Annotated in this window: 20 protein-coding genes; 13 read left to right on the top strand and 7 right to left on the bottom strand. The window is 67.3% G+C overall.

All coding sequences use genetic code 11. The annotated features are described in order from the left end of the window. Window positions 1–115: 115 nt before the first annotated feature. The 3 genes from BLP96_RS03475 to BLP96_RS03465 are packed head-to-tail and all read left to right on the top strand — an operon-like array spanning window position 116 to window position 2,935. Window positions 116–1,051, top strand: coding sequence for a heme/hemin ABC transporter substrate-binding protein (locus BLP96_RS03475; protein ID WP_089683102.1), 936 nt, complete (start codon window positions 116–118; stop codon window positions 1,049–1,051). Beyond that, complete coding sequence (locus BLP96_RS03470; protein WP_089683100.1) at window positions 1,048–2,109, top strand: FecCD family ABC transporter permease; 1,062 nt, start codon at window positions 1,048–1,050, stop codon at window positions 2,107–2,109. The genes BLP96_RS03475 and BLP96_RS03470 overlap by 4 nt, the downstream gene beginning before the upstream one ends. Then, complete coding sequence (locus tag BLP96_RS03465) at window positions 2,102–2,935, top strand: ATP-binding cassette domain-containing protein (RefSeq protein ID WP_089683098.1); 834 nt, start codon at window positions 2,102–2,104, stop codon at window positions 2,933–2,935. Before BLP96_RS03470 ends, BLP96_RS03465 begins: the two co-directional genes overlap by 8 nt. On the opposite strand, the gene BLP96_RS03460 is transcribed toward BLP96_RS03465, so the two are convergent. The 5 genes from BLP96_RS03460 to BLP96_RS03440 form a co-directional block, all read right to left on the bottom strand. Next, on the bottom strand, window positions 2,853–3,692 hold the full coding sequence (locus BLP96_RS03460; RefSeq protein ID WP_089683096.1) for an ABC transporter ATP-binding protein: 840 nt from the start codon (window positions 3,690–3,692) through the stop codon (window positions 2,853–2,855). The two genes, BLP96_RS03465 and BLP96_RS03460, sit on opposite strands and share 83 nt — an antisense overlap. Then, window positions 3,689–4,786 (bottom strand): FecCD family ABC transporter permease, encoded by a 1,098-nt coding sequence (locus tag BLP96_RS03455; RefSeq protein ID WP_089683094.1) that lies wholly within the window; start codon window positions 4,784–4,786, stop codon window positions 3,689–3,691. The genes BLP96_RS03460 and BLP96_RS03455 overlap by 4 nt, the downstream gene beginning before the upstream one ends. A gap of 13 nt (window positions 4,787–4,799) precedes the next feature. Then, window positions 4,800–5,768 carry a FecCD family ABC transporter permease gene (locus BLP96_RS03450; protein ID WP_089683092.1) on the bottom strand — a complete coding sequence of 323 codons (969 nt, stop codon included), beginning with the start codon at window positions 5,766–5,768 and terminating at the stop codon, window positions 4,800–4,802. A 59-nt stretch (window positions 5,769–5,827) separates the two neighbouring features. Then, window positions 5,828–6,766: an ABC transporter substrate-binding protein gene (locus BLP96_RS03445; RefSeq protein WP_422666799.1), complete on the bottom strand. Its 939-nt coding sequence runs from the start codon at window positions 6,764–6,766 to the stop codon at window positions 5,828–5,830. Between the two features lie 150 nt (window positions 6,767–6,916). Continuing rightward, window positions 6,917–8,905: a ligand-gated channel protein gene (locus BLP96_RS03440; protein ID WP_089683090.1), complete on the bottom strand. Its 1,989-nt coding sequence runs from the start codon at window positions 8,903–8,905 to the stop codon at window positions 6,917–6,919. 304 nt (window positions 8,906–9,209) lie between these two features. Here BLP96_RS03440 and BLP96_RS03435 point away from each other — a divergent pair, with 304 nt between their 5' ends. Together BLP96_RS03435 and BLP96_RS03430 are read left to right on the top strand one after the other, a co-directional pair. After that, on the top strand, window positions 9,210–10,124 hold the full coding sequence (locus BLP96_RS03435) for a LysR family transcriptional regulator (protein ID WP_089683088.1): 915 nt from the start codon (window positions 9,210–9,212) through the stop codon (window positions 10,122–10,124). Between the two features lie 133 nt (window positions 10,125–10,257). Next, window positions 10,258–10,449, top strand: coding sequence for a DUF2061 domain-containing protein (locus BLP96_RS03430; RefSeq protein ID WP_089683086.1), 192 nt, complete (start codon window positions 10,258–10,260; stop codon window positions 10,447–10,449). Between the two features lie 10 nt (window positions 10,450–10,459). Here BLP96_RS03430 and BLP96_RS03425 read toward each other — a convergent pair whose 3' ends face one another. Both BLP96_RS03425 and BLP96_RS03420 read right to left on the bottom strand, forming a co-directional pair. Continuing rightward, window positions 10,460–10,888: a hypothetical protein gene (locus BLP96_RS03425; protein ID WP_089683084.1), complete on the bottom strand. Its 429-nt coding sequence runs from the start codon at window positions 10,886–10,888 to the stop codon at window positions 10,460–10,462. Between the two features lie 103 nt (window positions 10,889–10,991). Beyond that, complete coding sequence (locus BLP96_RS03420; RefSeq protein ID WP_245682148.1) at window positions 10,992–11,762, bottom strand: sulfite exporter TauE/SafE family protein; 771 nt, start codon at window positions 11,760–11,762, stop codon at window positions 10,992–10,994. A 413-nt stretch (window positions 11,763–12,175) separates the two neighbouring features. On the opposite strand from BLP96_RS03420, the gene BLP96_RS03415 reads away from it, so the two are divergent. From BLP96_RS03415 to BLP96_RS03380, 8 genes are all read left to right on the top strand, one after another. Further along, window positions 12,176–14,974 carry an EAL domain-containing protein gene (locus BLP96_RS03415; protein ID WP_089683082.1) on the top strand — a complete coding sequence of 933 codons (2,799 nt, stop codon included), beginning with the start codon at window positions 12,176–12,178 and terminating at the stop codon, window positions 14,972–14,974. Between the two features lie 118 nt (window positions 14,975–15,092). Beyond that, a complete protein-coding gene (cofG, locus tag BLP96_RS03410) occupies window positions 15,093–16,226 on the top strand; it encodes a 7,8-didemethyl-8-hydroxy-5-deazariboflavin synthase CofG (RefSeq protein ID WP_245682147.1) in 1,134 nt (377 codons plus the stop codon). A 28-nt stretch (window positions 16,227–16,254) separates the two neighbouring features. Beyond that, window positions 16,255–17,475, top strand: coding sequence for a 5-amino-6-(D-ribitylamino)uracil--L-tyrosine 4-hydroxyphenyl transferase CofH (cofH, locus tag BLP96_RS03405; RefSeq protein ID WP_089683080.1), 1,221 nt, complete (start codon window positions 16,255–16,257; stop codon window positions 17,473–17,475). Beyond that, window positions 17,472–18,431 carry a 2-phospho-L-lactate transferase gene (gene cofD, locus BLP96_RS03400; RefSeq protein WP_089683079.1) on the top strand — a complete coding sequence of 320 codons (960 nt, stop codon included), beginning with the start codon at window positions 17,472–17,474 and terminating at the stop codon, window positions 18,429–18,431. The genes cofH and cofD overlap by 4 nt, the downstream gene beginning before the upstream one ends. Next, on the top strand, window positions 18,428–19,129 hold the full coding sequence (cofC, locus tag BLP96_RS03395; protein WP_089683077.1) for a 2-phospho-L-lactate guanylyltransferase: 702 nt from the start codon (window positions 18,428–18,430) through the stop codon (window positions 19,127–19,129). The genes cofD and cofC overlap by 4 nt, the downstream gene beginning before the upstream one ends. After that, window positions 19,066–19,902: a coenzyme F420-0:L-glutamate ligase gene (gene cofE / locus BLP96_RS03390; protein WP_245682146.1), complete on the top strand. Its 837-nt coding sequence runs from the start codon at window positions 19,066–19,068 to the stop codon at window positions 19,900–19,902. The genes cofC and cofE overlap by 64 nt, the downstream gene beginning before the upstream one ends. After that, window positions 19,899–20,564 (top strand): NADPH-dependent F420 reductase, encoded by a 666-nt coding sequence (gene npdG / locus BLP96_RS03385; protein ID WP_089683075.1) that lies wholly within the window; start codon window positions 19,899–19,901, stop codon window positions 20,562–20,564. Before cofE ends, npdG begins: the two co-directional genes overlap by 4 nt. Window positions 20,565–20,615: 51 nt before the next feature. Continuing rightward, complete coding sequence (locus BLP96_RS03380; protein ID WP_089683073.1) at window positions 20,616–21,620, top strand: TIGR03842 family LLM class F420-dependent oxidoreductase; 1,005 nt, start codon at window positions 20,616–20,618, stop codon at window positions 21,618–21,620. The last annotated feature ends 55 nt before the right edge of the window (window positions 21,621–21,675 follow it).

Raw genomic sequence — 21,675 nt, 5'->3', positions numbered from 1 at the left:
ATCAAAAAATCCCCTATGGTTTCGCCGCGCCGGTTCGCCGCACTTGCCAAATCGAGACTCGCCGTCTAGTGTTGAGAACGGTTATGCTTCTCACTATCACCAGGGAAAGATCGCCATGCTGGCTATTCCACGCTCCACTCGAGGAGCGGCGACGCGATCGCTGGCGCCAACTTCGGCCGACCAAGCCGCCAACCGCCTCCCATGGCTGTTGGCCGCCGTCATGCTGGCCGCTCTTGCCAGCCTGCCCGCCAACGCGGCCGAACGGCTGGTGGTCGCCGGGGGCGACCTGACGGAAATCGTCTATGCCTTGGGGGAAGGCGAACGCGTCGTCGGCGTCGACAGTACCTCCACCCATCCCGACGCGGCCCTCGAACTACCCAGCATCGGTTACGTCCGCTCGCTGGCCCCCGAAAGCGTGCTCTCACTGCAACCGGACCGGGTATTGGCCAGCCACTATGCCGGGCCGGATACCGCCCTGGAGCGAATCCGCGCAACGGGTGTCGACGTCGAGAAGGCGCCGGAACTGTCGGGCGATGCCGAGCGGGACGTGCCGGCCAAGATACGTTTCGTGGGCAGCGCTCTGGAGCGCCAGGCGGAGGCGGAACGGCTCGTCGGCCGCTTCGAGCGCGAGCTCGAAGCGGTGACGGATCAACTCGCCGACGTCACGCAGCGTCCGCGCGTGCTCTTCGTGCTATCCGCCGGCGAAGGCCCGTTGATGATCGGCGGCGAGGACACCGCAGTGGCCGATGTCATTCGGCGGGCCGGTGGCGAACCGATGACGGCCGGCATCGAGGGCTACGGCCCGCTCTCGCCGGAAGCCATCATGGACCTGCAACCGCAAGCGGTGCTGGTGATGGCCTCACAGAGCGGCCAGGATCGCCTGCTGGATCGACCCGACTTCAGTGAAACCCCTGCCGGCAAGGAAGGGCGCCTGATCGCCATGGACGGCATGTTGCTGCTCGGTTTCGGACCGCGCACGCCGCAGGCCATCCGTGAACTGGGCCAGGCACTGCATCCGCAGCGCTTCGCCTCGACGCCCGATCGGCCATGACATCGCCCACGCTGTCGCGACGGCGCGCCGCAGAAGGGCGACACCGCCCGCAAGCGATCCTTGCGGGACTGGCCATTCTCGCCGCCCTGATGGCGATGGCCGAGCTGCTGCTCGGCCCAGTGGCCATCAGCGGCGCTCGGCTGATGGCGGTGCTCCTTGGCGGTGGCGAGCCGCTGGATGCCGGCATCCTGTGGCAGATCCGCCTGCCGCGCCTGACGCTGGGCATTGCCGTCGGCGTGGCCTTGGCCCTTTCCGGTACCGCCCTGCAGGGCGTGCTGCGCAACCCACTGGCCGACCCGGGGTTGATCGGGGTCACCGCCGGGGCCTCACTGGGAGCGGTCGGCGTCATCGTGCTCGGCGGCCTCTTCACCGCCGAGCTTCCCGCCTTCGTGCAGCCTTTCCTCCTACCGCTGTCGGCCTTTCTGGGCGGCAGCCTGGTCATCGCCTGCGTCTTCGCCCTGTCCCGACGCGGCGGTGAAACCTCGATGGCCACGCTCATCCTGATCGGCGTGGCCATCAACACCATCGCCGGCGCCGTCATCGGCGTGCTGGTCTACGTCTCCGACGACCAGGCGCTGCGCGACCTGACCTTCTGGAACATGGGCGGCCTGGGGCATGCCAGTTGGCCCGTGGTCATGGTGGCACTGGCGGCAACCCTGGCGTGCGTACCGACGTTCTGGCGTCATGCCCATGGCCTGGACCTGTTTCAACTGGGCGAACGCCAGGCCTTCCATGCCGGCCTGGACGTCGAACGCTGCAAGCGACGCATGGCATTGGCCGCTGCCGTGAGCGTGGGCGCCGTCACGGCAGCGGCCGGGCCCATCGGCTTCATCGGGCTGGTGGCCCCCCACCTGGCCAGGCTGCTGGTCGGCCATGGCCACCGCTGGGTGCTGCCCACCGCCGCCCTGCTCGGGGTGAGCCTGGTGCTGGGCGCCGACCTGGCCGTGCGGCTCGCCATCCCGCCGCAGGAGCCACCGATCGGCATCGCCACCAGCCTGCTGGGAGGGCCCTTCTTCCTGTGGCTGCTGACGCGAAGACATCGGAGGCAGGATGCTTGACGCGCGGGGCCTTCGCCTGGTCGTCGACGACCGGGCTCTACTCGACGACGTCAGCCTGCAGCTGGCTCCGGGCGAGTTCGTGGCCGTGCTGGGACCGAACGGCGCCGGCAAGTCCACGCTCATGCACTGCCTCAGCGGCGCCCAGCGTCCAGAAGGCTTTCTGCGAATGGACGGCCTCGTGCCTTCGAGCCTGGCGCCTGGCCAGTTGGCCATGCGACGCGCCGTGCTCGAACAGACCCCGAGCATCGACGCTCCCTTTCGCGTCGCCGAACTGATCCGCCTGGGCATTCCGCGCGAGCTGGCTGCCCGGCGGGCCGATGGCGTCGTCGACACGGCCATGCAGCGTCTGGACCTCCACCCTCTGGCGACGCGCCGGGTACCCTCGCTCTCGGGAGGCGAACGGCTGCGCACGCACATGGCGCGCGTCTTGGCACAGCTGTGGGCGGGGCAGGCGCTGGGCGGCGGCCGCTACCTGCTGATCGACGAGCCGACGGCCAGCCTCGACCTGCGTCACCAGATGACGGTGCTCAAGGCGGCACGCCAGGCCTGCCGGGAAGGTGTCGGCGTATTGGCCATCCTGCATGACCCTACTTTGGCCGCCAGCGTGGCGGACCGTCTGCTGCTGCTCAAGGATGGCCGCATCCTCGACGAAGGCCCAGCGCGCCAGGTACTGACGCACCGGCGTCTCAGCGAGCTGTACGACATGCCGATCTCGGTCCGCGATCTGGGCGACACCCTGGCCGTCACGCCCGACTATGCCGCCTGCCTGTCTCCCGATGACCGGTCCCGGCGCGCCGCAGGTCGGCAAGCAGCGGTGCACCGCTGACCGGGTCGCGCACCAGAGTGCAGTCGATGCCGTAGAGCCGCCGTACCAGCGCCTCCGTCACCACCTCCCGCGGCGGCCCCGCGGCCACCAGCCGCCCTTCGTACAGGGCCAGCAGATGATCGGCATAGCGGCTGGCGCTGGTGAGGTCGTGCAGCACCATCACCACCGTGCGCCCCACCGCAGCCAGCCTTCGCACCAGGTCGAAGACCTCGACCTGATGGCCCAGATCCAGCGCCGAGGTGGGCTCGTCGAGCAGCAGCAGCGGGGTCTGCTGAGCGATGGTCATGGCGATCCAGGCACGTTGACGCTGCCCACCGGAGAGGGTGTCCAACGCACGCTCGGCCAGGGGCTCGAGCCCGGCTGCGGCCAGGGCGTGCTCCACCGCCCGCTGGTCGTCGGCGGACCACTGGCGTAGCCAGCCCTGATGCGGCTGGCGGCCGAAGCGTACCAGGTCGCCCACGGTGAGCCCCTCCGGAGCGCTCGCCTCCTGGGGCAGCAGCGCCAGGCGCCGGGCCAGCTCGCGCGCCGGCAGCCGCTGTATGTCACGGCCATCGAGCAGTACCGCGCCGGCCTGCGGAGCATGCAGCCGTGCCAGACCCGCCAGCAGGGTCGACTTGCCGCAGCCGTTGGGGCCGACGATGGCGGTAACCTGGCCACGGGGCAGGCTCAGCTCCAGGCCGTCGATCACCGGGGTTCGGCCGTAGGCCAGTGTGAGGTCGCATGCGCTCAGCGCAGCGGAAGGCTCGTCGGACGTCATGACGCACTCCTGCAGGCGGGACGAATCAGTATCCACAGCAGCCAGGGACCACCGACCACCGCGGTGACGAGGCCCACCGGCAGCTCGATGGGTGCCAGCAGCAGCCGCCCGGCGAGGTCGGCCAGCACCATCACCAGGGCGCCGGCCAGGGCCGAGGCGAGCAGCGGCACGCCGCGCGGCGACGACAGCGAGCGGGCGATCTCCGGGCCGATCAGCCCCACCATGCCCACCGGCCCGGCCACCGCCACGGCCAGCGCGGTGATCAGCACCGAGAGCGTGAGCACCTGCCAGCGACGCCGCTTGAGCCGCACCCCGAGGCCGCGGGATACGGCATCGGAGAAGCGCATCAGGGTCAGCGAGCGGGCCAGGACGAGGGCCAGCGGCAGTCCCGCTGCAAAACCGGTGGCCAGCACCGCCACGGCATTGCCCGAGCGAGCGTTCAGGCTGCCCACCGTCCAGGGGTAGGCGGCATTGGCGGTGTCGATGTCCACCCGCGCCAGCAGCAGCTGGGTGACGGCGCCGAACACCGCGCCGATGCCGATGCCGGCAACGATGAAGCGGTAGCCCCGAGTGTCGCCGCCGCTGGCCAACCCGAAGGTGATGGCCGCCGCGGTGGCGCCGCCCGCCAGCGCCATGGCGGGCGGCGCCAACGACACGCCGAGCCCCACCACGGAGGCCACGGCGAAGGCGGTGGCACCGTTGTCGATGCCGATGATGCCGGGCGTGGCCAGGCGGTTGCGCGCCAGCGTCTGCATCAGGCAGCCGGCCAGGGCGAAGGCGGCACCGGTCAGCCAGGCCGCCGCCAGCCGCGGCAGACGCAGCTCGTGGATCAGAAACAGGGCGATCGGATCCCCCTCGCCGGCCAGCGCGCGTACCACCCCTCCCAGAGCGAGTCGCTCGCTGCCCAACGCCAGGTAGGCCAGCGACGCCGCCACCAAGGCTGCCAACAGCAACAGGCCCACGACCAGTGCACGGCGCTCCACCAGCAGGCTGTAACGTCCCGTCGACAATCGCCAGCGACCGGGGGGCGGCGACACGCAGGCAGCGTGGCCAGGCATAGCGCGGCGAACCGGGGCTAGAGACGTGTCCGACATGGCAGCTCCCAACCTAGAGGGTTGGCAGACGGCGCGCCCGCACCACGGCCACCAGCACCGGGGCGCCGACCAGGGCGGTGAGCACACCGATGGGTAGCTCAGAGGGGGCCACCACCAGCCGTGAGATGACGTCCGCCACCAGCACCATCAGCGGCCCCAGCGGCAGGCACAGCCACAGGGTGCGACGGATGTCGGGGCCGGCCAGGGCCCGGGCGGCGAAGGGCACCACCAGGCCGACGAAGGCGATGGGCCCGGCAATGGCCGTGGCCGCCCCCACCAGCAGCGCCACGACGACGATCACCAACAGACGCACTCGGCCCGGGCGGTGTCCCAGCCCCGAGGCGACCCGCTCACCCAGTGCCAGAGCCGCCAGGGGGCGCGCCACCAGCACCGTGATGGTCAACGCCACGGCTAGGCTGGGCAGCACCGCCAGCAGGTCGTCCAGACGCCGGCCGGCCAGGCTGCCCACCACCCAAAAGCGGATTTCGTCGGCGCTGCGCTGGTCGAACAGCAGCAGCAGCGAGGTGAGCGAGCCGAGCAGCGCCGAGAAGGCGGCGCCAGCCAGCACCAAGCGCACGGGGTCGCGGCCCATGCCGCGCACGCGCACCACGGCGAGCACCGCCAGACAGCCCGCCAGCGCGCCGACCTGTGCCACGGCGATGCGCAGGGTCGCCGCACTGGCCCCCAGCCACAGCGCCACGGCCACCGCGAAGGCGGCACCGGCACTGACCCCGAGCAGTCCCGGCTCGGCCAAAGGATTGCGCGACACCGCCTGCAGCAAGGCCCCGGCCACGCCCAGCGCGAGCCCGACCGCCATGCCTACCAGGGTGCGCGGGCCGCGCAGCGATGCCACCACGAAGCGAGCCTCTGCATCGCCGTGGCCCGCAAGCGCCGCCAAGGCGCGTTCCGGCCCCACCTCACCGGCACCCAGCAGCAGGCTGGCGAGAGCGGCGAGTGCCACCAGCAGCACGAGGACCAGCATCGCACGCACCCGCCCCGCCGGTCGGCGGGGCGAGTGTCTCGCAGCGACGATGTCGACCATCAAGGCAGCAGGGCCGCTTCGATATCGTCGAGTATCGCCTGGGCGGCCAGCGGGCCGTTGGCGCTGGTCCACAGTTGGCCGTCGACCGGCACCACCTGGCCGTTCTTCACCACCGGCAGACGAGCGAACGCCGGGGACTCCTCAGCGGCGGCGAGTGCCTCATCGCCCTCCTCGTTGAGCGTTGCCAGGAATAGCCAGTCACCTTCCAACTGCGAGAGATTCTCCAGACTCAGCGGATCGCTGTGCACGCCACGACCGTTGAGTAGACCGGCATCGTCCACGTCGAGGCCCACTTCCGCCAACAGCCCGGTCGAGAAGAGCGAATCGGACATCACCAGCGGCCCCTGGGGCATCCAGCGAACCAGGTTGGCCGTGCCACCCACCTCGGCATCGCTCAGGGCCTCGGCCAGCTCGGCTGCGCGCGCCTCGACCTCGCCGATGGCCGCCTCCAGCTCGGCCTCGCGCCCCAACGCCGCGCCGTAGAGCCGAGCCTCGGCCTTCCAGTTGTCCGGTGCGACCTCGCGGGACTCGGGCACCACGGTGGGGGCGATCCTGGACAGCAGAACGTACTGCTCGTCGGCGAGCCGCGGCGCGGCAAGAATCAGGTCGGGGCGCTCGGCCAGCACCGCCTCGAGGTTGATCTCGCGCACCACGCCGACGATGGCCGGACGCTCGCCGTCGAGATGCGTCTCGATGTAGCGGGCCACGCCATCGCCGCCGCGGGTGGACACCGCGCCACGCGGGGTGACGCCGGCCGCCAGGGCGGCATCCAGAGCCCCTTCGTAGAGGGTGACGACGCGCTCGGGAGCGTCAGGCACTTCGATCTCACCGTTGGCAGTCGCCACGCTGGCAGCCTGAGCCGAGCCAGCTGCCAGAGCGAGCATGGCAGCGAAACCGGCAGCGGCATGGCGCTGGGGCCGGAAAAGCGACGCGAACATGGAGTCTCCTTCCAATTCGTGGGTGCGCACGCAGAGTGCGAACCCGGATGTTGACGATGATAATGAATCTCAGGATCACTCGCATCCATTCCGTCGGGCAACGGCTGGTTCGACAATCCTGAACGCGGTTCGCCATCGAGTCAGCCGACCTCAGAAGTCCACCTGCAGCCCCAGCCACAGACGGCGGCCATCTTCGACATAGCCGTACTCGTCATAGGTAATGTCTTCATCGAAGAGGTTGTAGATACCGACGTTGACCTTGGCCTGGGGAGTCAACTGGTAGCCGACCCCGGCATCCACGAAGGTATAGGACGGCGCCACGATGCTGCTCTGGGAGGGGCCGGTAGTGGGCTGGCTCTCTTTGCCGCGGTAGGTCACTTTCGTCCACTGGGAGAGCTTGTCGTTGATACTCCAGTCCAGGGAGGCCGACACCTGGTGCTCGGGCAGTTGGGTCAAGGGTTCGCCCTCATACTCGCCGCTCTTCTGCTCGGAGTCGGTGTAGGTATAGCTGCCGGTCAGTGCCAGGGCGTCGCTCAGCGGTGCGGTCAGCGAGAGCTCGACGCCCTGGGTCACCGCTTCATCGACGTTGACTCGCGTATTCGTATTGAGATTGCCGTTCTCATCGAGATCGTACTGCGTCTCCGGAGGGCACTCTGCTGCCGACATCCCTACCGATAGGCATGGCAACCGTGTGATCTTGTCCTCGAAGTCGTTGTGGAATACGGTCAGACTGCCGCTGAAACCATTGGCCGCACTGTAGAGCAGCGAGAGTTCCTTGTTCAGCGAGGTCTCGGGTTCGAGGTCGGGGTTTCCATAGGTAGTACCACCGCGGCTGATGGCGCCCCAATCAGACGTCATTTCGCGCAGGTTGGGCGAGCGGTAGCCGGTGGAGACACCCCCCTTGAGGGTCCACTCCGGGGCCAGGTTCCAGACGCTGTAGAGCCTCGGGCTGACATGGCTACCGTAGTTCTCGTCGTCGTCCAGGCGCACGCCGCCGGTCAGCGCCCAGTCGTCGGTCAACCACCATTCATCCTCGACGAACAACGCCCACTGGCTGTTCTCGACGTGCGTCCGGTCGGATATCTGGTTGGAGGTCGCATCGTCCAGGGCCTCTTCCTCGTAGCTAACCCCCAGGGTGAGCATGTGCTCCCTCAGTGGCAGAACCAGGCTGGACTTGGCCGTGGTATTGGTGATTTTCATGTCACGGGCCTCGTTCTTGGTAGCCTCACGCTGAACGAAGCTCTCGCTGGTGCCGATCCCCCAACGACCGGTATGCGATAACGACGCATGCTCGCGGTAATGCTCGCTGAAACTGTCCGAGCAGCCGCCGCGGCAGCCCTCACTGGGCGCCGAGTGCCCCATCAGCGAAGTGCGTTCCTGGTCGGTCCGCCCCGCCTCCAGGGCGAAATCATGATTCTCGCCAGGCGTCAGCGACAGTCGCGCGGTGAGGCTCTGCAGGCTCTTTTCTTCGTAGCCATTGATGATGTCGTCCTCGTCACGCTCGGAGGCGCGACCATAGACCTGCAGGCCCAGCAGGTCCTCGACGAGAGGACCGCTGAGGTAGACGTTGCCCTGACGACTGTCGCCTGAGCGGCTGTCATCCTGAAGCACGCTGTCGAGCTGAACGCTGCCGTGCCATTCCCGTGCCACCTTGCGCGTGATGACGTTGATCACCCCGCCGATGGCATCGGAGCCGTAGAGCGTCGACATGGGGCCACGCACGACCTCGATGCGCTCGATGGCCTGCAGCGGCGGCAGCCAGTCCTGCTCGAAGCCGGCGCTGCCGTTGGGGCGTGATTCCCGACTGCTGCGCGGCTTGCCGTCCACCAGAATCAGGGTGTACTGGGCCGGCATGCCGCGAATGCTGATATCGTAACCATTGTCGCCCGATCCACCGCCGGTGACGATGACGCCCGGCACGTCGCGCAGCGCATCCGTCACGTCTCGATAGTGGCGGTCTTCCAGTTGCTCGCGAGCGATCACGCTGATCGAGGCAGGGGCATTCTTCGTCTGCTGCTCGAAACCGGCGGCGGTGACGACGACATCGCTGAGTTGTTGCGTCTGCTGGCCAAAGGCTGGCCCCCCAGCCAGCAAGGCGAGCCCTCCGGCCAGCACCGTCCGATTCATGGGTAGGCGCATGACGTTCTCCTTCGGTTCCACTGAAATGATCCGGCTTCGCTGTTAATGCGAATCCATATCATTATCTCATGAAACCGAACGAACCGGCCGGAACGGGCCATCCAGGATTTCGCAACGACCGCAGCGCCGCCGACTCGGCAATATCGACGACGCACGGTTTGCGGTAGCTTTCTTCTCTAGATAGCGGCTGGAGCATCGCCACCGCATAGAGAAGCGAACGAAACTCGACGACAACAGCAAAGAATTTTCATCTTCTCGCTTTGCTGGCAGAATGCGCCTGTCGTTTCTTCCTGGGTCACTCCCTATGCACGACTTCGACGAACTGGCCGCCTTCGATGCGGTGATGGCCACCGGCAGCCTGACGCGCAGCGCACAAGAGCAGGGACTGGCCAAATCGACACTGAGCCGGCGCATCAGCCAGCTGGAAGCGCGGCTGGGCCAGCCCCTGCTGCGCCGCCAGGCCAATCGGCTGATTCCCACCGAAGCGGGACTGCTGTTTCACGACTACTGCCAGGAGATGCTGGCCCTGGCCAACCGAAGCCGCGAGGCGCTGGCCGAACTCTCCGAGGCGATCAGCGGACGCCTGACCCTCGAGGTCCACTCTACCCTGGCGCGTAGCTGGGCAGCCCCGGTGATCGACGCTTTTCTGACCCGCCATCCGGATGTGGAGCTGACCCTGCACACCCGAGGGCATGCGCCCAACGCGCCGGACAGCCACTGCGTGCACGTATGGGTGGGCGAGCTGCCGGCCTCGGGGCTCAAGCAGGAGTCGCTGGGCCGGCTGACGCGGCGGCTTTATGCCAATCCCGACTATCTCGCGCATCACGGTGCACCCCGACACCCCCGCGAACTGGCCCACCACGCCTGGATCGACTTGCTGGGCACTACCCACGAGGGCCTGACCCTGCATCACGCCACGCAGGGATGTTTCCAGTTTCGTCCGCCGTGCTCACGACTACGGGTCGACATGCCGGTACTGCACATGGACCCCATCGCCCATGGCCGTGGAATCGGCATGCTGCCGGATTGGCTGGTGGCTGCCCGCGAGAAGCACCATCCCGGCGAACTCACCCCCTGCCTGCCGGCTTGGCAGCCGGAGCCGTTACCGGTCACCCTGCTCTACCCCTATGGCCAGCGGCCACGCCGCGTCACCGCTTTGCTCGAATTCTTGCGCAAGGCCGCGCCCGGAGAGTGGCAGCCACGGGAGGCCTTGGTCTGACCCGCTCATCGACGAGCGGGAAGCCTGGCATAACCATTGTATGAAGCTATCGAAACCATCCAGGCAATCCGTTTCAATCATCGCCCATGCCGTTCTAGGCTATGCACATGATTCTCACTCCTGGAGCTATGCCGTGAAGAAGACCGCCACCTTCGCCCTCGTGCACTTCTGCGTGGCCTTCAGCGTCACTTACCTGCTCACCGGCAGCTGGGTGCTCGGCGGCATGGTCGCCCTGATAGAACCCGCGGCGAACACCGTGGCCTACTTCTTTCATGAGAAGGCGTGGGAACGTATCGGTCGTCGGCGTGCACTCCAGACGGGCTGAGCGCCCCTTCTCAGGGCATCTCATCCAGCCTGAAATGCACCCGATAGCGGTTGTCGCGATCCGTGCAGTGGCGCACGGAGAGACACGCATGCGGGTCGCGGGTGCGCAGATACCAGGTGCCGGCCGGCAACTCTTCTTCGATGCGGAAATTGCTGCCGCGCCCGCTGGTCCAGTCGCGGGCGACCTCCCGCCCCTCGCTGTCGAGCAGCACGCCGGCCGGCGAACTGACGAAATCACCGGGTCGGGTCTCGCTTTCCAGCACCACCCGCGAACGGGTGTCTAGCGTGAAGGTGAAAAGATAGGCCCCCGGCGCCATCACCTCGTAGGATTCGTCCGGGCGCAGCTCGATGGCCCTCTCGCGCGAATCCTGGATACCGGCACAGCCGCTTAGCCCCCCGAACAGAACCACCGCAACGAGACACCTTGCCCAGTGCTGCATGTCAGTCTCCTCTTTGCGAATCGGCGGTGACACCACGACTCTGAGACCCGCGAAGGGATGAGACGATTCCCCATGTCTCGCACGAGGACCGCCTGCACGCCCTTCAGCCCCCCCACAGGCGCTGGCCACCCAGCCAGATCAGGCGCAGGGCGAGCAGCGTCAGCACCCATTTGAAGAGCGCATCGAAGCGCCGGTCGCTGACCCTCTGCATCAGCCGCAGGCCCAGCCAGGTGCCCACGAAGCCGGCCGCGACCATCGCCAGGATGAAGGCCAGCCAGTCGCGGAACACGAAGCCCGCCGCCCCGAAGATGATCGCCTTGGGTAGGTGCTGCACGGTCATGCAGGCGGAGAAGGTGGCCACCCGCGGCAGCCGCTCGGCTCGCCCCTCCTTGATGAACGCCGCCACCAGCGGGCCGCTGGCTCCCACGAAATTGGAAAGCACCGTGGTGGCCGTCCCGGCCACGAAGGTGCCGGCGCCGCCCAGGGCGCGCTTGGGTAGCCCCCAGCCCCAGCAGGAGTAGAGCACGAAGGCGGCGATGCACAGCTCCAGCACTCCCGGCGGCAGGCGCACCAGCAGCCAGGCAGCGAGCAGCGCGCCGAGCACCACACCAGGCACGAAGGCGGCCATCACGGCACGGTCGACGTGACGCCAGGTGAGCGCCACCCGTCCCACGTTGGAGCCCAGCTGCACCATGCCGTGCACCGGAATCACCGCTGCCGCTGGCATCACCTGAGCCAGCGCCATGATCATCAGCACGCCGCCCCCCACGCCCAGCGCCGCGGTAATGGCCGAGGTGAGGGTGGACAGCGCCAGCAGCACCAGGTTGGCACCGCCCGAGAGCGGCGAAAGCGCTTCCATGGCCGTCAGTATCACTCGATACGCTCCTCTCCAAAGCGTGGCAGACCGCCTCACGGCCGTCGCTGCACACGATCAGCGGCGGCACCTCGCTAGCCGTGAGCTGTGGTCTGGTGCGCCCCATCGACAGGATACGCCACTTCTCCTTCTGCTCTCCATACGCGACACTCCACTCCATCTCTGCGGCTCTGCCTGTCGATGTCGCCCGTCGACAGCCCGCCAGGTGCAGTCAACGCCTCCGGAATCGGCTATCCTGGCAACCTGTCGGACTTGCCCGACCATTGCCAAAATGACCGGGTTCGGCCATAAAAACCAACCATCCGCCGAGCCCGTCCGCTCCACCTCGACGCCCCCTCCCTGTCGACGAGACATCGCCTTGTGCCCAAGCCCACCGCCGTGCGCTGCGCGTCCGGCCCAGAGAATCTCGTCACATGCTGTCGTTCTTCAATCGCCTCTCCCTGGAGGCCCGCTTCGTCATCGCTCTCGGCCTGCCGCTGGCAGCCCTGTTCTGGCTCGCCTTCTCGGGGGCCATCGAGCGCCAGAAACTGGCCGTCAACATGGCGGAGCTGGAGTCGCTCACTCGCCTGGCCGTCGAAGCCGGTGAGCTGGTTCACGTCCTCCAGGTAGAACGCGGCATGAGCGCCGGGCTGTTGGGCAGCGCCGGGCGCCATTTCAGCGAGCGGATCGTCGCCGCACGCGACAGCGTCGACCGACAGGTCGCTCGATTCATCGAGCACCTGGAAGCGGTCGACATCGATGCCCTGAGCACCCAGTCGCGGCTGATGGAAAGGACCAGTCGCTATGCGCTGCCCCAGGACATGCCCCAGGCCGAAAGCCGCTATCTGAGCTTCCTGCGCGACCTCGAATCCGTCACCGCACTGTTCCAGGATGTCGATGCGCTGCGCCAACGCACCGATGCGCTGACCATCACCAGCCAGGACGCCGTCAGCCATTACACGCGAATCACCCGGGAGCTCAATGTCCTGGTCGGCCGGCTCACGCACCTGACCGACGAAGGCACCATCAACCGTCGCCTGGGCGCCTACCACGCCCTGCTGATGGCCAAGGAGCTGGCTGGCCTAGAGCGTGCGACGCTCTCCGACGCTCTGGCCGAGAATGCGCTCTCACCCGCCATGTACCGCCGCACGGTGGAACTGGTCGGCCAGCAGGCCGCCTACCTGACCACGTTCAACGGCCTGGCCGACACGTCACCCCGGGAGCGCCTGTTCTCGGCACTGAGCCAGCCCGAGCTGCAACCCCTGAACGCCTTCCGCGAGCGCTTGCTGGAACAGCCGGGGTCCGTCTCGTCGGGGCCCGCCCCCGAGCAGTGGTTCACCTGGCAGACTGCCAAGATCGAGACCATCAAGGCGGTGGAGGATGGGCTGGCCAACGACATTCTCGCCACGGCCCAGCGCCTGCAGGAGAAGGCTCGCATCGACCTGGCCAAATACCTGGCCGTGACACTGCTGGTGGCGCTGGCCACGGTGGGGCTGTCGTTTCTGATCCTGCGCCACATCCAGGCGCGGCTGACGCTGGCCGCCAACGTCTTCCAGCACACCCAGGACGGCATCACGGTCACCGATCCCAGCGCCACGATCCTCGACCTCAACGACGCCTTCACCCGCATCACCGGCTATTCCCGCGACGAAGCCATCGGCAAGAACCCGCGCATCCTGCAGTCGGGCCGCCAGGACGACGCCTTCTACCGAGCGCTGTGGCAGCAACTGACCAGCTCCGGCTCCTGGCAGGGCGAGATCTGGAACCGCCGCAAGAACGGCGAAGTGTATGCCGAGCTGTTGACCATCAACGCCGTGCACGACGAACGCGGCAAGTTGCAGAACTACGTGGCGGTCTTCTCCGACATCACCGACCGGGCCAGCGAGCATCAGCGGCAGTTGGAGCACAGTGCCTACCACGACCCGCTCACCGGCCTGCCCAACCGCATGCTGCTCAGCGATCGGCTGCAACACGCCATCGCCACGAGCCGACGCACCGACAAGGAGCTCGTCGTGGTTGCCATCGACCTCGACGACTTCAAGACGCTCAACGAGAGCCACGGCCATGCGCTGGGCGATCGCGTACTGGAGCTGCTGGCCAAGCGCCTGCATGCCGCCCTGCGCGACGGCGACACCCTGGCCCGCCTGGGCGGCGACGAATTCGTTGTCGTCATCGAAGAACTGGGCACGGTGCAGGAAGCCGAGACCGTCCTGCAGCGCCTCCAGCAGGAAACGTCCAGCCCGCTGTGCATCGGCGATGTCACCGTGCGCTGCTCGGCCAGCTTCGGCGCCACCGCCTTTCCCGAGGATGGCGTCGATGCCGACACGCTGCTGCGCCACGCCCACCAGGCGCTGCACCAGGCCAAACTCAATGGACGCCAGCGCCTGCAGTGGTTCGACCCACAGCAAGAGCGCCACCAGGCGGCCCTGTCCCGCTTGGTGCAGCGTCTGGAAACGGCCCTGGCGAACCACGAGCTGCAGCTTCACTATCAGCCCAAGGTGGATCTGAGCAGCGGCCGACTCATCGGCGCCGAGGCGCTGCTGCGCTGGCAGGACCCCCGACGAGGCATGGTTCCGCCCGGCGAGTTCCTACCCACCATCGAACAGCATCCGATCTCGATCACCATCGGCCACTGGGTCATCGAGACGGCCCTGGAGCAGATCGAACGTTGGCACCGACAAGGGCTTACGCTCACCGTCAGCGTCAACATCAGCGCCCTGCAGCTGCAGCAGCCCAACTTCGTCGCCTCCTTGCGCCGCCATCTGGCCCGCCACCCCACGCTGCCAACCAACGGCCTGGAGCTGGAGATCCTGGAAAGTGCCGCCATCGGCGACATCCAGCGTGCCGGCGAAGTGATCCGCGAATGTCGAGCGCTCGGAGTAGGCGTCTCGCTGGACGACTTCGGTACTGGCTATGCCGCCCTGGAGTACCTCAAGTACCTGCCCGCCGAACGTCTCAAGATCGACCGCACCTTCATCCGCGACATGCTCGAGGACCGCGGCGATCAAGCCATCGTCAAGGGCATCATCGGGCTGGCCAAGGCCTTCGATTTCCGAGTCATCGCTGAAGGCGTGGAGACGGAAGCCCAGGGTTGCCGGCTCATCGAGCTGGGTTGCCCGGAAGCCCAGGGGTTCGGTATCGCCCGCCCCATGCCGGCCGCGGCACTGCTGGATTGGCATCACCAGTGGCAACCCCCCATCAGCTGGCGTTCGGCCCGGCACTCAACGGCATAACTCGTCGGTTTCATGGCGTCTCGAGTCAAAATTTGACCAAACGGCAAAACCTGGTCTAGGGTCTTCTTTACCGACTGGTAAAAACAGTCATGAGCGCACAACAACAACAGGAGCGCCGATGACCATGCTGACCCGCCCGGAAGCCCTGGCGCTGAAAACGGCGTCCCCCGGTGAATTCGACGACCTGACCCGGCATGCAGCCCGGCTGCGCGACGATCGCTGGGGCAAGACGCTGACCTACTCGCGCAAGGTCTTCGTTCCCCTCACCAACATGTGCCGCGATGATTGCGGCTACTGCACCTTCGTCCAGAAACCGGGCTCGCCCAACGCGCGGATCATGACGCCGGATGAGGTCATGGCCGTGGTCAGGGAGGGCGAGCGGCTGGGCTGCAAGGAGGTTCTGTTCAGCCTCGGCGAAAAGCCGGAGCTGCGCTATCCGGAAGCCCGCGAGGCCCTGGCGAGGCTCGGCCACGTGAGCATGATCGATTACCTGATCGAGATGTGCCGCCGCGTGCTGGACGAGACTTCGCTGCTTCCCCATGTCAACGCCGGCACGCTCTCCGATGAAGAGGTCGCCCGTCTCAAGCCGGTCAGCGTCAGCATGGGCATGATGCTGGAGAACGTCAGCCGCCGACTCTTGCAGCGCGGCCAGGCCCATTACGCCTGTCCCGACAAGGTACCGACCCAGCGCCTGCGCACGCTGGAGCGGGCCGGCCAGCACGACGTGCCCTTCACCACCGGCATCCTCATCGGCATCGGTGAGACCTGGGAAGAGCGTGTCGACAGCCTGCAGGCCATCAACGCCCAGCATCGCCATTACGGCCACATCCAGGAAGTGATCGTGCAGAACTTCCGCGCCAAGCCGGGGACGGCCATGGCCAATCATCCGGAACCCGACCTGGACGACATGGTCCGCACCCTGGTGCTAGCTCGCCTGACGCTGGATCCCTCCATCAGCCTCCAGGCGCCTCCCAATCTCGAATCGCGCTTCTCCGCCTACATCGGCGCGGGCATCAACGACTGGGGCGGCATCTCGCCGGTGACCATCGATCACATCAACCCGGAACGCGCCTGGCCCCAGATCGAGGCCCTGCGCCAGGCCACCGCGCGCTGCGGCTACGGCCTGGAGGAGCGCCTGGCCGTCTATCCGCGCTACCTGAAGGAGCCACAGCGCTTCCTGGCCGCCCCCCTCGCCGAACGGCTCGACGACATCGTGCGCGAAGACGGCCTGGCACTGCAGCAGTGCGTCTGAGACCGCGACCCAGAACAGGAGACACCCAATGACGACAACCACAGCACAGCTACGAGCGTTCGATCGCCAACCGGCAGAACTGGCCAGCCACAGAGTGAGTCGCAAAACGCGGCACATGCTGGAGAGCGTGCTGGCGGGACGGGAGCTCAGCGAGGCTGACGCGGTACACCTCTTCCAGGTCGAGGGCGCCGACCTGGACGCCCTGACGGCCACCGCCGACGAGATCCGTCGGCGCCGGGTGGGCGACGATGCCACCTTCGTGATCACCCGCAACATCAACTACACCAACGTCTGCTACATGGGGTGTCGTTTCTGCAATTTCGCCAAGCGCAAGGACGACCCCGAGGCGGAGTTCTTCGACCTCGACGAGATCGTGCGCCGCGCTCAGGAGGCCTGGGACCGGGGCGCCACCGAAGTGTGCATCCAGGGCGGCCTGCATCCGAACGTTCCGGGCCACTTCTACCGGGACATGCTCAAGGCCATCAAGCGAGCCTTGCCGGACATGCACATCCACGCCTTCTCGCCCTTCGAGATCTGGTTCGGCGCGCACAAGAGCCGTCTCTCCTACCGCGATTTCATTCGCGACCTGGTGGACAACGGTCTGGGCTCCATGCCGGGTACCGCTGCCGAGATCCTCGACACCGAGGTGCGCAAGCAGCTGACCCGCGACAAGCTGACCACCGACCAGTGGGTGGAGATCATCACCACGGCCCACGAGGAAGGCCTGCCCACCACCTCCACCATCATGTACGGCCATATCGACGGTCCCGAGCACTGGGCGGCGCACATCGCCCTGCTGCGCGACATCCAGAAGCGCACCGGTGGATTCACCGAATTCGTGCCGCTCGGGTTCGTGCACTACAAGACGGCCCTGTTTCTCGAGCACGAAGGCGTGCGCCCTGGCCCGACACGGCTAGAGCACATTCGCATGCATGCAGTGGCGCGCCTGATGCTCGACGGCTGGATCGACAACATTCAGGCCTCCTGGGTGAAGCTGGGCCCGGAACTCGCTCGCCAGATGCTGGCGGCCGGGGTCAACGACCTGGGCGGCACCCTGATGAACGAGAGCATTTCGCGAGCCGCCGGCGGCCAGCACGGCCAGGAGATGCTGCCCGAGGAGATGGCCGACATGATCCGCGAAATGGGTCGCCGCCCGGTACGGCGCAACACCCTCTACCAGACGGTAGAGACCTTCGACGAACTCGCCGCCACGCCAACCCTTCGCCGTGCCGCTGGAGGCCTGGCATGACGCCCCGCGTCACCCTGCTGGCCGGCGGCGTGGGAGGCGCCAAGCTGGCCGAGGGGCTGGCGGCCGTCTGCTCGCCCGAACGGCTGTCGATCATCGGCAACGTGGCCGACGACCAGGAGTTCCACGGCCTGTGGGTGTCGCCGGACATCGACACTCTGACCTACAGCCTGGCGAACCTGATCGACCGACGGCAGGGCTGGGGCCTGGCCGACGAGAGCCACCGGGTGCTGGCGGGTCTCGAGCGCCTCGGCTGCGACACCTGGATGTCGCTGGGCGACCGGGACATGGCGACCCACATCTTCCGCACCCAACTGCGGCACCAGGGAGTTCGCCCCAGCGCCATCGCCCAGCGCATCGCCGAATCCCTGGGCGTGGACATCGACCTGCTGCTGCCCACGGACGATCCGCTGCAGACGACGGTGAAAACGGAGCAGGGCTGGCTGGCGTTTCAGGAGTACTTCGTCAGGGAGCGCTGCCGACCCGAGGTACTCGAGGTGCGCTTCGAGGGCGCTGCCACGGCACGTCCGACCTCCGAGGCCCTGGCAGCCATCGAGACGGCCGAGGTACTGCTGATCGCCCCCAGCAATCCGGTGGTCAGCATCGCCCCCATCCTCGCCGTGCCCGGCATTCGACGCGCCATCGAGACGTCTCGCGCCACGCGGGTCGCGGTCTCGCCGCTGATCGGCGGCCGCACCGTCAAGGGTCCGGCGGACCGCATGCTGACCGCCATGGGCTACCCCTGCAGCAACCTGGGCGTCGCCGAAAGCTATGCGGGCCTGCTCGATGGCCTGGTGATCGACGCGAGCGACCGCGACGACCGCACCGCCCTGGAGGCCGAGGGAGTGACGGTGTTGACCACGGACACGCTGATGACCGACGCCGAGGAGAAGGCGCGCCTGGCCGGGGAAACCCTCGCCTTTGCCGGCGCCCTGCGCCGCGAGGAGGTCGAGGCATGACCGAGCAGCCGCTGATCGTCATTCCGGTCAAAGCCTTCGGCCTGGCCAAGAGCCGGCTGGGCAACACGCTCTCGCCGGACCATCGCTCGGCCCTGGCCCAGCGCCTGTGTCAACGCACCCTGCACTTTTTCGCTCGGCACTTCCCCGAACACGATCGGCTGGTGGTCACAGCGTCTCCGGCGATCGGCCGGCTGGCGCAGGCCCACGGCGCCATGGTGCTCGAGGAAGCGGCAGCCGACGGGCTCTCCCAGGCGGCAGACCGTGCTGCCGAATGGGCCCGCCGGCGCGGCTATTCGGCCCAGTTGCTGGTCCCCGCGGACATCGTCCAGCTCGACGAAGGGGAAATCCGCCGGCTGCTCGAGACCCTCGACGCGGCCCCGTGCGCAGTGATCTGCCCGGCCAGCGACGGTGGCACCAACGCCCTGCTGACCTCGCCGCCGGATGCGCTGCCGTTCCGTTTCGGCCCCCGCTCCGCCGAGGCGCATCGCGAGACAGCCCTGCGCCTGGGCCTGAGCTGCCAAGTGCTGGAGCTGACCCACCTGCGCTTCGACCTCGATACCCCCGCGGACCTCGACACCCTGGACACCTTGATCCGGCATCACGGCGGCGAGACGCCGCAGGAGCTGAAGACGCTATGGAAACTGTGCACGACACCCACCGGGATGATGCCATGGCCGGCCTGGCCGACGACGCACTGATGGACGACGGCGTCGTTCTCCGCGCGCTGCCGGGCATCCCCGACATCCACCCGGGCGACGATCTAGCCGAGGTGCTGATCGAGAGCCTGCGGCGCCGGGACATGACCCTGCATGACGGCGACATTCTCGCCGTCGCCCACAAGGTGATCTCCAAGGCCGAAGGACGCGTCGTGGCCCTGGCCGATATCACCCCGAGCGCCGAGGCCCACGATCTCGCCGAGCGGGTCAACAAGGATCCGCGCAAGGTGCAGGCCATCCTCGGCGAGTCGACCCGCGTGGTGCGTGCCATGAAGCGTCCCGACCAGGACGAGGGCACCCTGATCGCCGAACATCGCCTGGGCTTCATCTGCGCCAACGCCGCCGTGGACGAATCCAACGTCGGCGCCGCGGACACCGTCATCCTGCTTCCCGTGGATCCCGACGCCAGTGCGCGCCGCCTGTGCGAACGCCTGGAGGCCGCCTTCGGCGTAAGGCTCGGCATCGTGGTCACCGACACCTTCGGCCGCCCCTGGCGCATGGGCCTGGTCAACGTGGCCATTGGCCTGGCCCGCGTCCCCGCCCGAATCGACATGGTCGGCGAACGCGACGCCTTCGGCCGCGTGCTGTCGGTGACCATGCCGGCCTTGGCCGACGAGCTGGCCGCTGCCTCGGGCCTGGTGATGGGCAAGAGCGACAAGACCCCGGTCGTGCTGTTCCGTGGCATCGACTGGCAATCCGAAGAGAGTTCGGCAAACGAACTGATCAGACCAAAACAAGAGGATCTGTTTCGATGAGCATTGCAATTCTTGGCGGCACCGGCCCTCAGGGCCGAGGGCTCGCCCTGCGTTTCGCCCGTGCCGGCACGCCGGTGGTGCTCGGTTCCCGCGACGCGGCTCGCGCTCAGGGCATTGCCGACGAGCTCAATGTGCAGCTCGACGGTGGGGCCGGCATCAGCGGCAAGGCACTACGCGACGCGGTAGCGGCCGCCGACGAGATGGTGATCCTGGCCGTTCCCTACGCCGCCCACGATGCCACCCTCGAGGCGATCCGCGACCTGCTGCCCGGCAAGATCCTGATCGACATCGTGGTGCCACTGGCCGATGGCGACCCGAAGAAGGTGGACATGCCCGACGCCGGTTCGGCCACCGAGGCCGCCCAGGCCCTGCTCGGCGAGGCGATCCCCGTGGTCGGCGCCCTGCACAACGTTTCGGCGGCGACCCTCAATCAACTGGATCACCCCATCAACTGCGACGTCCTGGTGTGCGGCAACGACCTGGCAGCCAAGGAAAAGGTGATCGAGCTGATTCGCCAGCTCGATGTCGCCGCCTACAACGCCGGCCCTGCCGTCAACGCGCGCTGCATCGAGGCGATCACCCCGATCCTGATCCGCCTCAACATCTCCAAGAAGGTTCCCTTTACCCATGCGGGTATCCGTATCTGGGCGCCCGGCGCCTGAGATACCCCTCGAAACGGCAACATCCAACAAGCACAACACGAGGAGACAACCATGGAATTCGGCATCTGTTTCAAGGGCTTCGTCAGCCCCGATCGCGCCCGCAAGCTGGTCAAGCAGGCCGAGGAGGTCGGTTTCGACTACTGCTGGTTCTACGACTCGCACATCCTGTGGCGGGAGTGCTATCCGGCCATCGCCATGTGCATGGAGCACACCACGAAGATGCGTTTCGCGCCCTGCGTCACCAATCCCAATGCTCGGGACTGGTCGCTGGCGGCCAGCCTGTTCGGCAGCCTGGCCAAGCAGAGCGGCGGCCGCTTCGATATCGGCCTGGGGCGCGGCGACAGCTCGGTGCGCGTCATGGGCAAGAAACCCGCCCCGCTGGCGCGCGTCGCCGAGTTCACCCACAAGGTCAAGGCGATGGTGCGCGGCGAGGAAGTGATCTACGGCGAGTGCCCGGAACCGGTCAAGTTCCCCTGGGCCGACGGCTACGAGCTGCCCGTGCACATCGGCGCCTACGGCCCCAAGGCCCTGAAGACGGCCGGCGAAGTGGGCGACGGCGTCATCCTGCAGATCGGCGACACCTACCTGGTCGAATGGCTGGGCAACCAGGCGCTCAAGGCGGGCAAGGAAGCCGGTCGCGACATGTCGGACTACAAGGTCGTCGTCGCGGCTCCCGCGTACTTCGGCGACAAGGAGAGCTGCATCGAGGCCACCAAGTGGTTCCCGGCCATGGTCGGCAACCACGTGGCGGACATCGTCGAGAAGTACGGCACCGACAGCGGCCTGGTGCCCAAGAGCCTCACCGACTACATCGAGAAGCGCAAGGGCTACGACTACTCCAAGCATGGCCAGAGCGACAACCCCTATCTCGACTTCATCACCCCCGAGATCGTGGAGAGTTTCTGTGTCCTGGGCCAGCCCGAAGACCATGTGGCCAAGCTGCAGAAGCTTCAAGAAGCGGGCATGACCCACTTCAACATCTACCTGGATAACGGCGACGAGGAGAACATCATCGCCCAGTACGGCGAGCATGTGATTCCGCGCTTCCGCCGCTGATCCAACGAGCCGGTGGCTGCGCCACCGGCTCCCCTTCCAAGACGACGTGCACGGG

Origin of the sequence: Billgrantia gudaonensis (assembly GCF_900100195.1) — a bacterium.
Taxonomy (GTDB): Bacteria; Pseudomonadota; Gammaproteobacteria; order Pseudomonadales; family Halomonadaceae; genus Halomonas; species Halomonas gudaonensis.
Note: the sequence above shows the minus strand (reverse complement) of the source record. Positions and strands in the feature narration are given on the sequence as shown.

Excerpts from the sequence above, each read along its gene's own strand:
- BLP96_RS03475 (WP_089683102.1), top strand. The coding sequence starts at position 116 with ATGCTGGCTATTCCACGCTCCACTCGAGGAGCGGCGACGCGATCGCTG.
- BLP96_RS03470 (WP_089683100.1), top strand. The coding sequence starts at position 1,048 with ATGACATCGCCCACGCTGTCGCGACGGCGCGCCGCAGAAGGGCGACAC.
- BLP96_RS03465 (WP_089683098.1), top strand. The coding sequence starts at position 2,102 with ATGCTTGACGCGCGGGGCCTTCGCCTGGTCGTCGACGACCGGGCTCTA.
- BLP96_RS03460 (WP_089683096.1), bottom strand. The coding sequence starts at position 3,692 with ATGACGTCCGACGAGCCTTCCGCTGCGCTGAGCGCATGCGACCTCACA.
- BLP96_RS03455 (WP_089683094.1), bottom strand. The coding sequence starts at position 4,786 with ATGTCGGACACGTCTCTAGCCCCGGTTCGCCGCGCTATGCCTGGCCAC.
- BLP96_RS03450 (WP_089683092.1), bottom strand. The coding sequence starts at position 5,768 with ATGCTGGTCCTCGTGCTGCTGGTGGCACTCGCCGCTCTCGCCAGCCTG.
- BLP96_RS03445 (WP_422666799.1), bottom strand. The coding sequence starts at position 6,766 with ATGTTCGCGTCGCTTTTCCGGCCCCAGCGCCATGCCGCTGCCGGTTTC.
- BLP96_RS03440 (WP_089683090.1), bottom strand. The coding sequence starts at position 8,905 with ATGCGCCTACCCATGAATCGGACGGTGCTGGCCGGAGGGCTCGCCTTG.
- BLP96_RS03435 (WP_089683088.1), top strand. The coding sequence starts at position 9,210 with ATGCACGACTTCGACGAACTGGCCGCCTTCGATGCGGTGATGGCCACC.
- BLP96_RS03425 (WP_089683084.1), bottom strand. The coding sequence starts at position 10,888 with ATGCAGCACTGGGCAAGGTGTCTCGTTGCGGTGGTTCTGTTCGGGGGG.
- BLP96_RS03415 (WP_089683082.1), top strand. The coding sequence starts at position 12,176 with ATGCTGTCGTTCTTCAATCGCCTCTCCCTGGAGGCCCGCTTCGTCATC.
- cofG (WP_245682147.1), top strand. The coding sequence starts at position 15,093 with ATGACCATGCTGACCCGCCCGGAAGCCCTGGCGCTGAAAACGGCGTCC.
- cofH (WP_089683080.1), top strand. The coding sequence starts at position 16,255 with ATGACGACAACCACAGCACAGCTACGAGCGTTCGATCGCCAACCGGCA.
- cofD (WP_089683079.1), top strand. The coding sequence starts at position 17,472 with ATGACGCCCCGCGTCACCCTGCTGGCCGGCGGCGTGGGAGGCGCCAAG.
- cofC (WP_089683077.1), top strand. The coding sequence starts at position 18,428 with ATGACCGAGCAGCCGCTGATCGTCATTCCGGTCAAAGCCTTCGGCCTG.
- cofE (WP_245682146.1), top strand. The coding sequence starts at position 19,066 with ATGGAAACTGTGCACGACACCCACCGGGATGATGCCATGGCCGGCCTG.
- npdG (WP_089683075.1), top strand. The coding sequence starts at position 19,899 with ATGAGCATTGCAATTCTTGGCGGCACCGGCCCTCAGGGCCGAGGGCTC.
- BLP96_RS03380 (WP_089683073.1), top strand. The coding sequence starts at position 20,616 with ATGGAATTCGGCATCTGTTTCAAGGGCTTCGTCAGCCCCGATCGCGCC.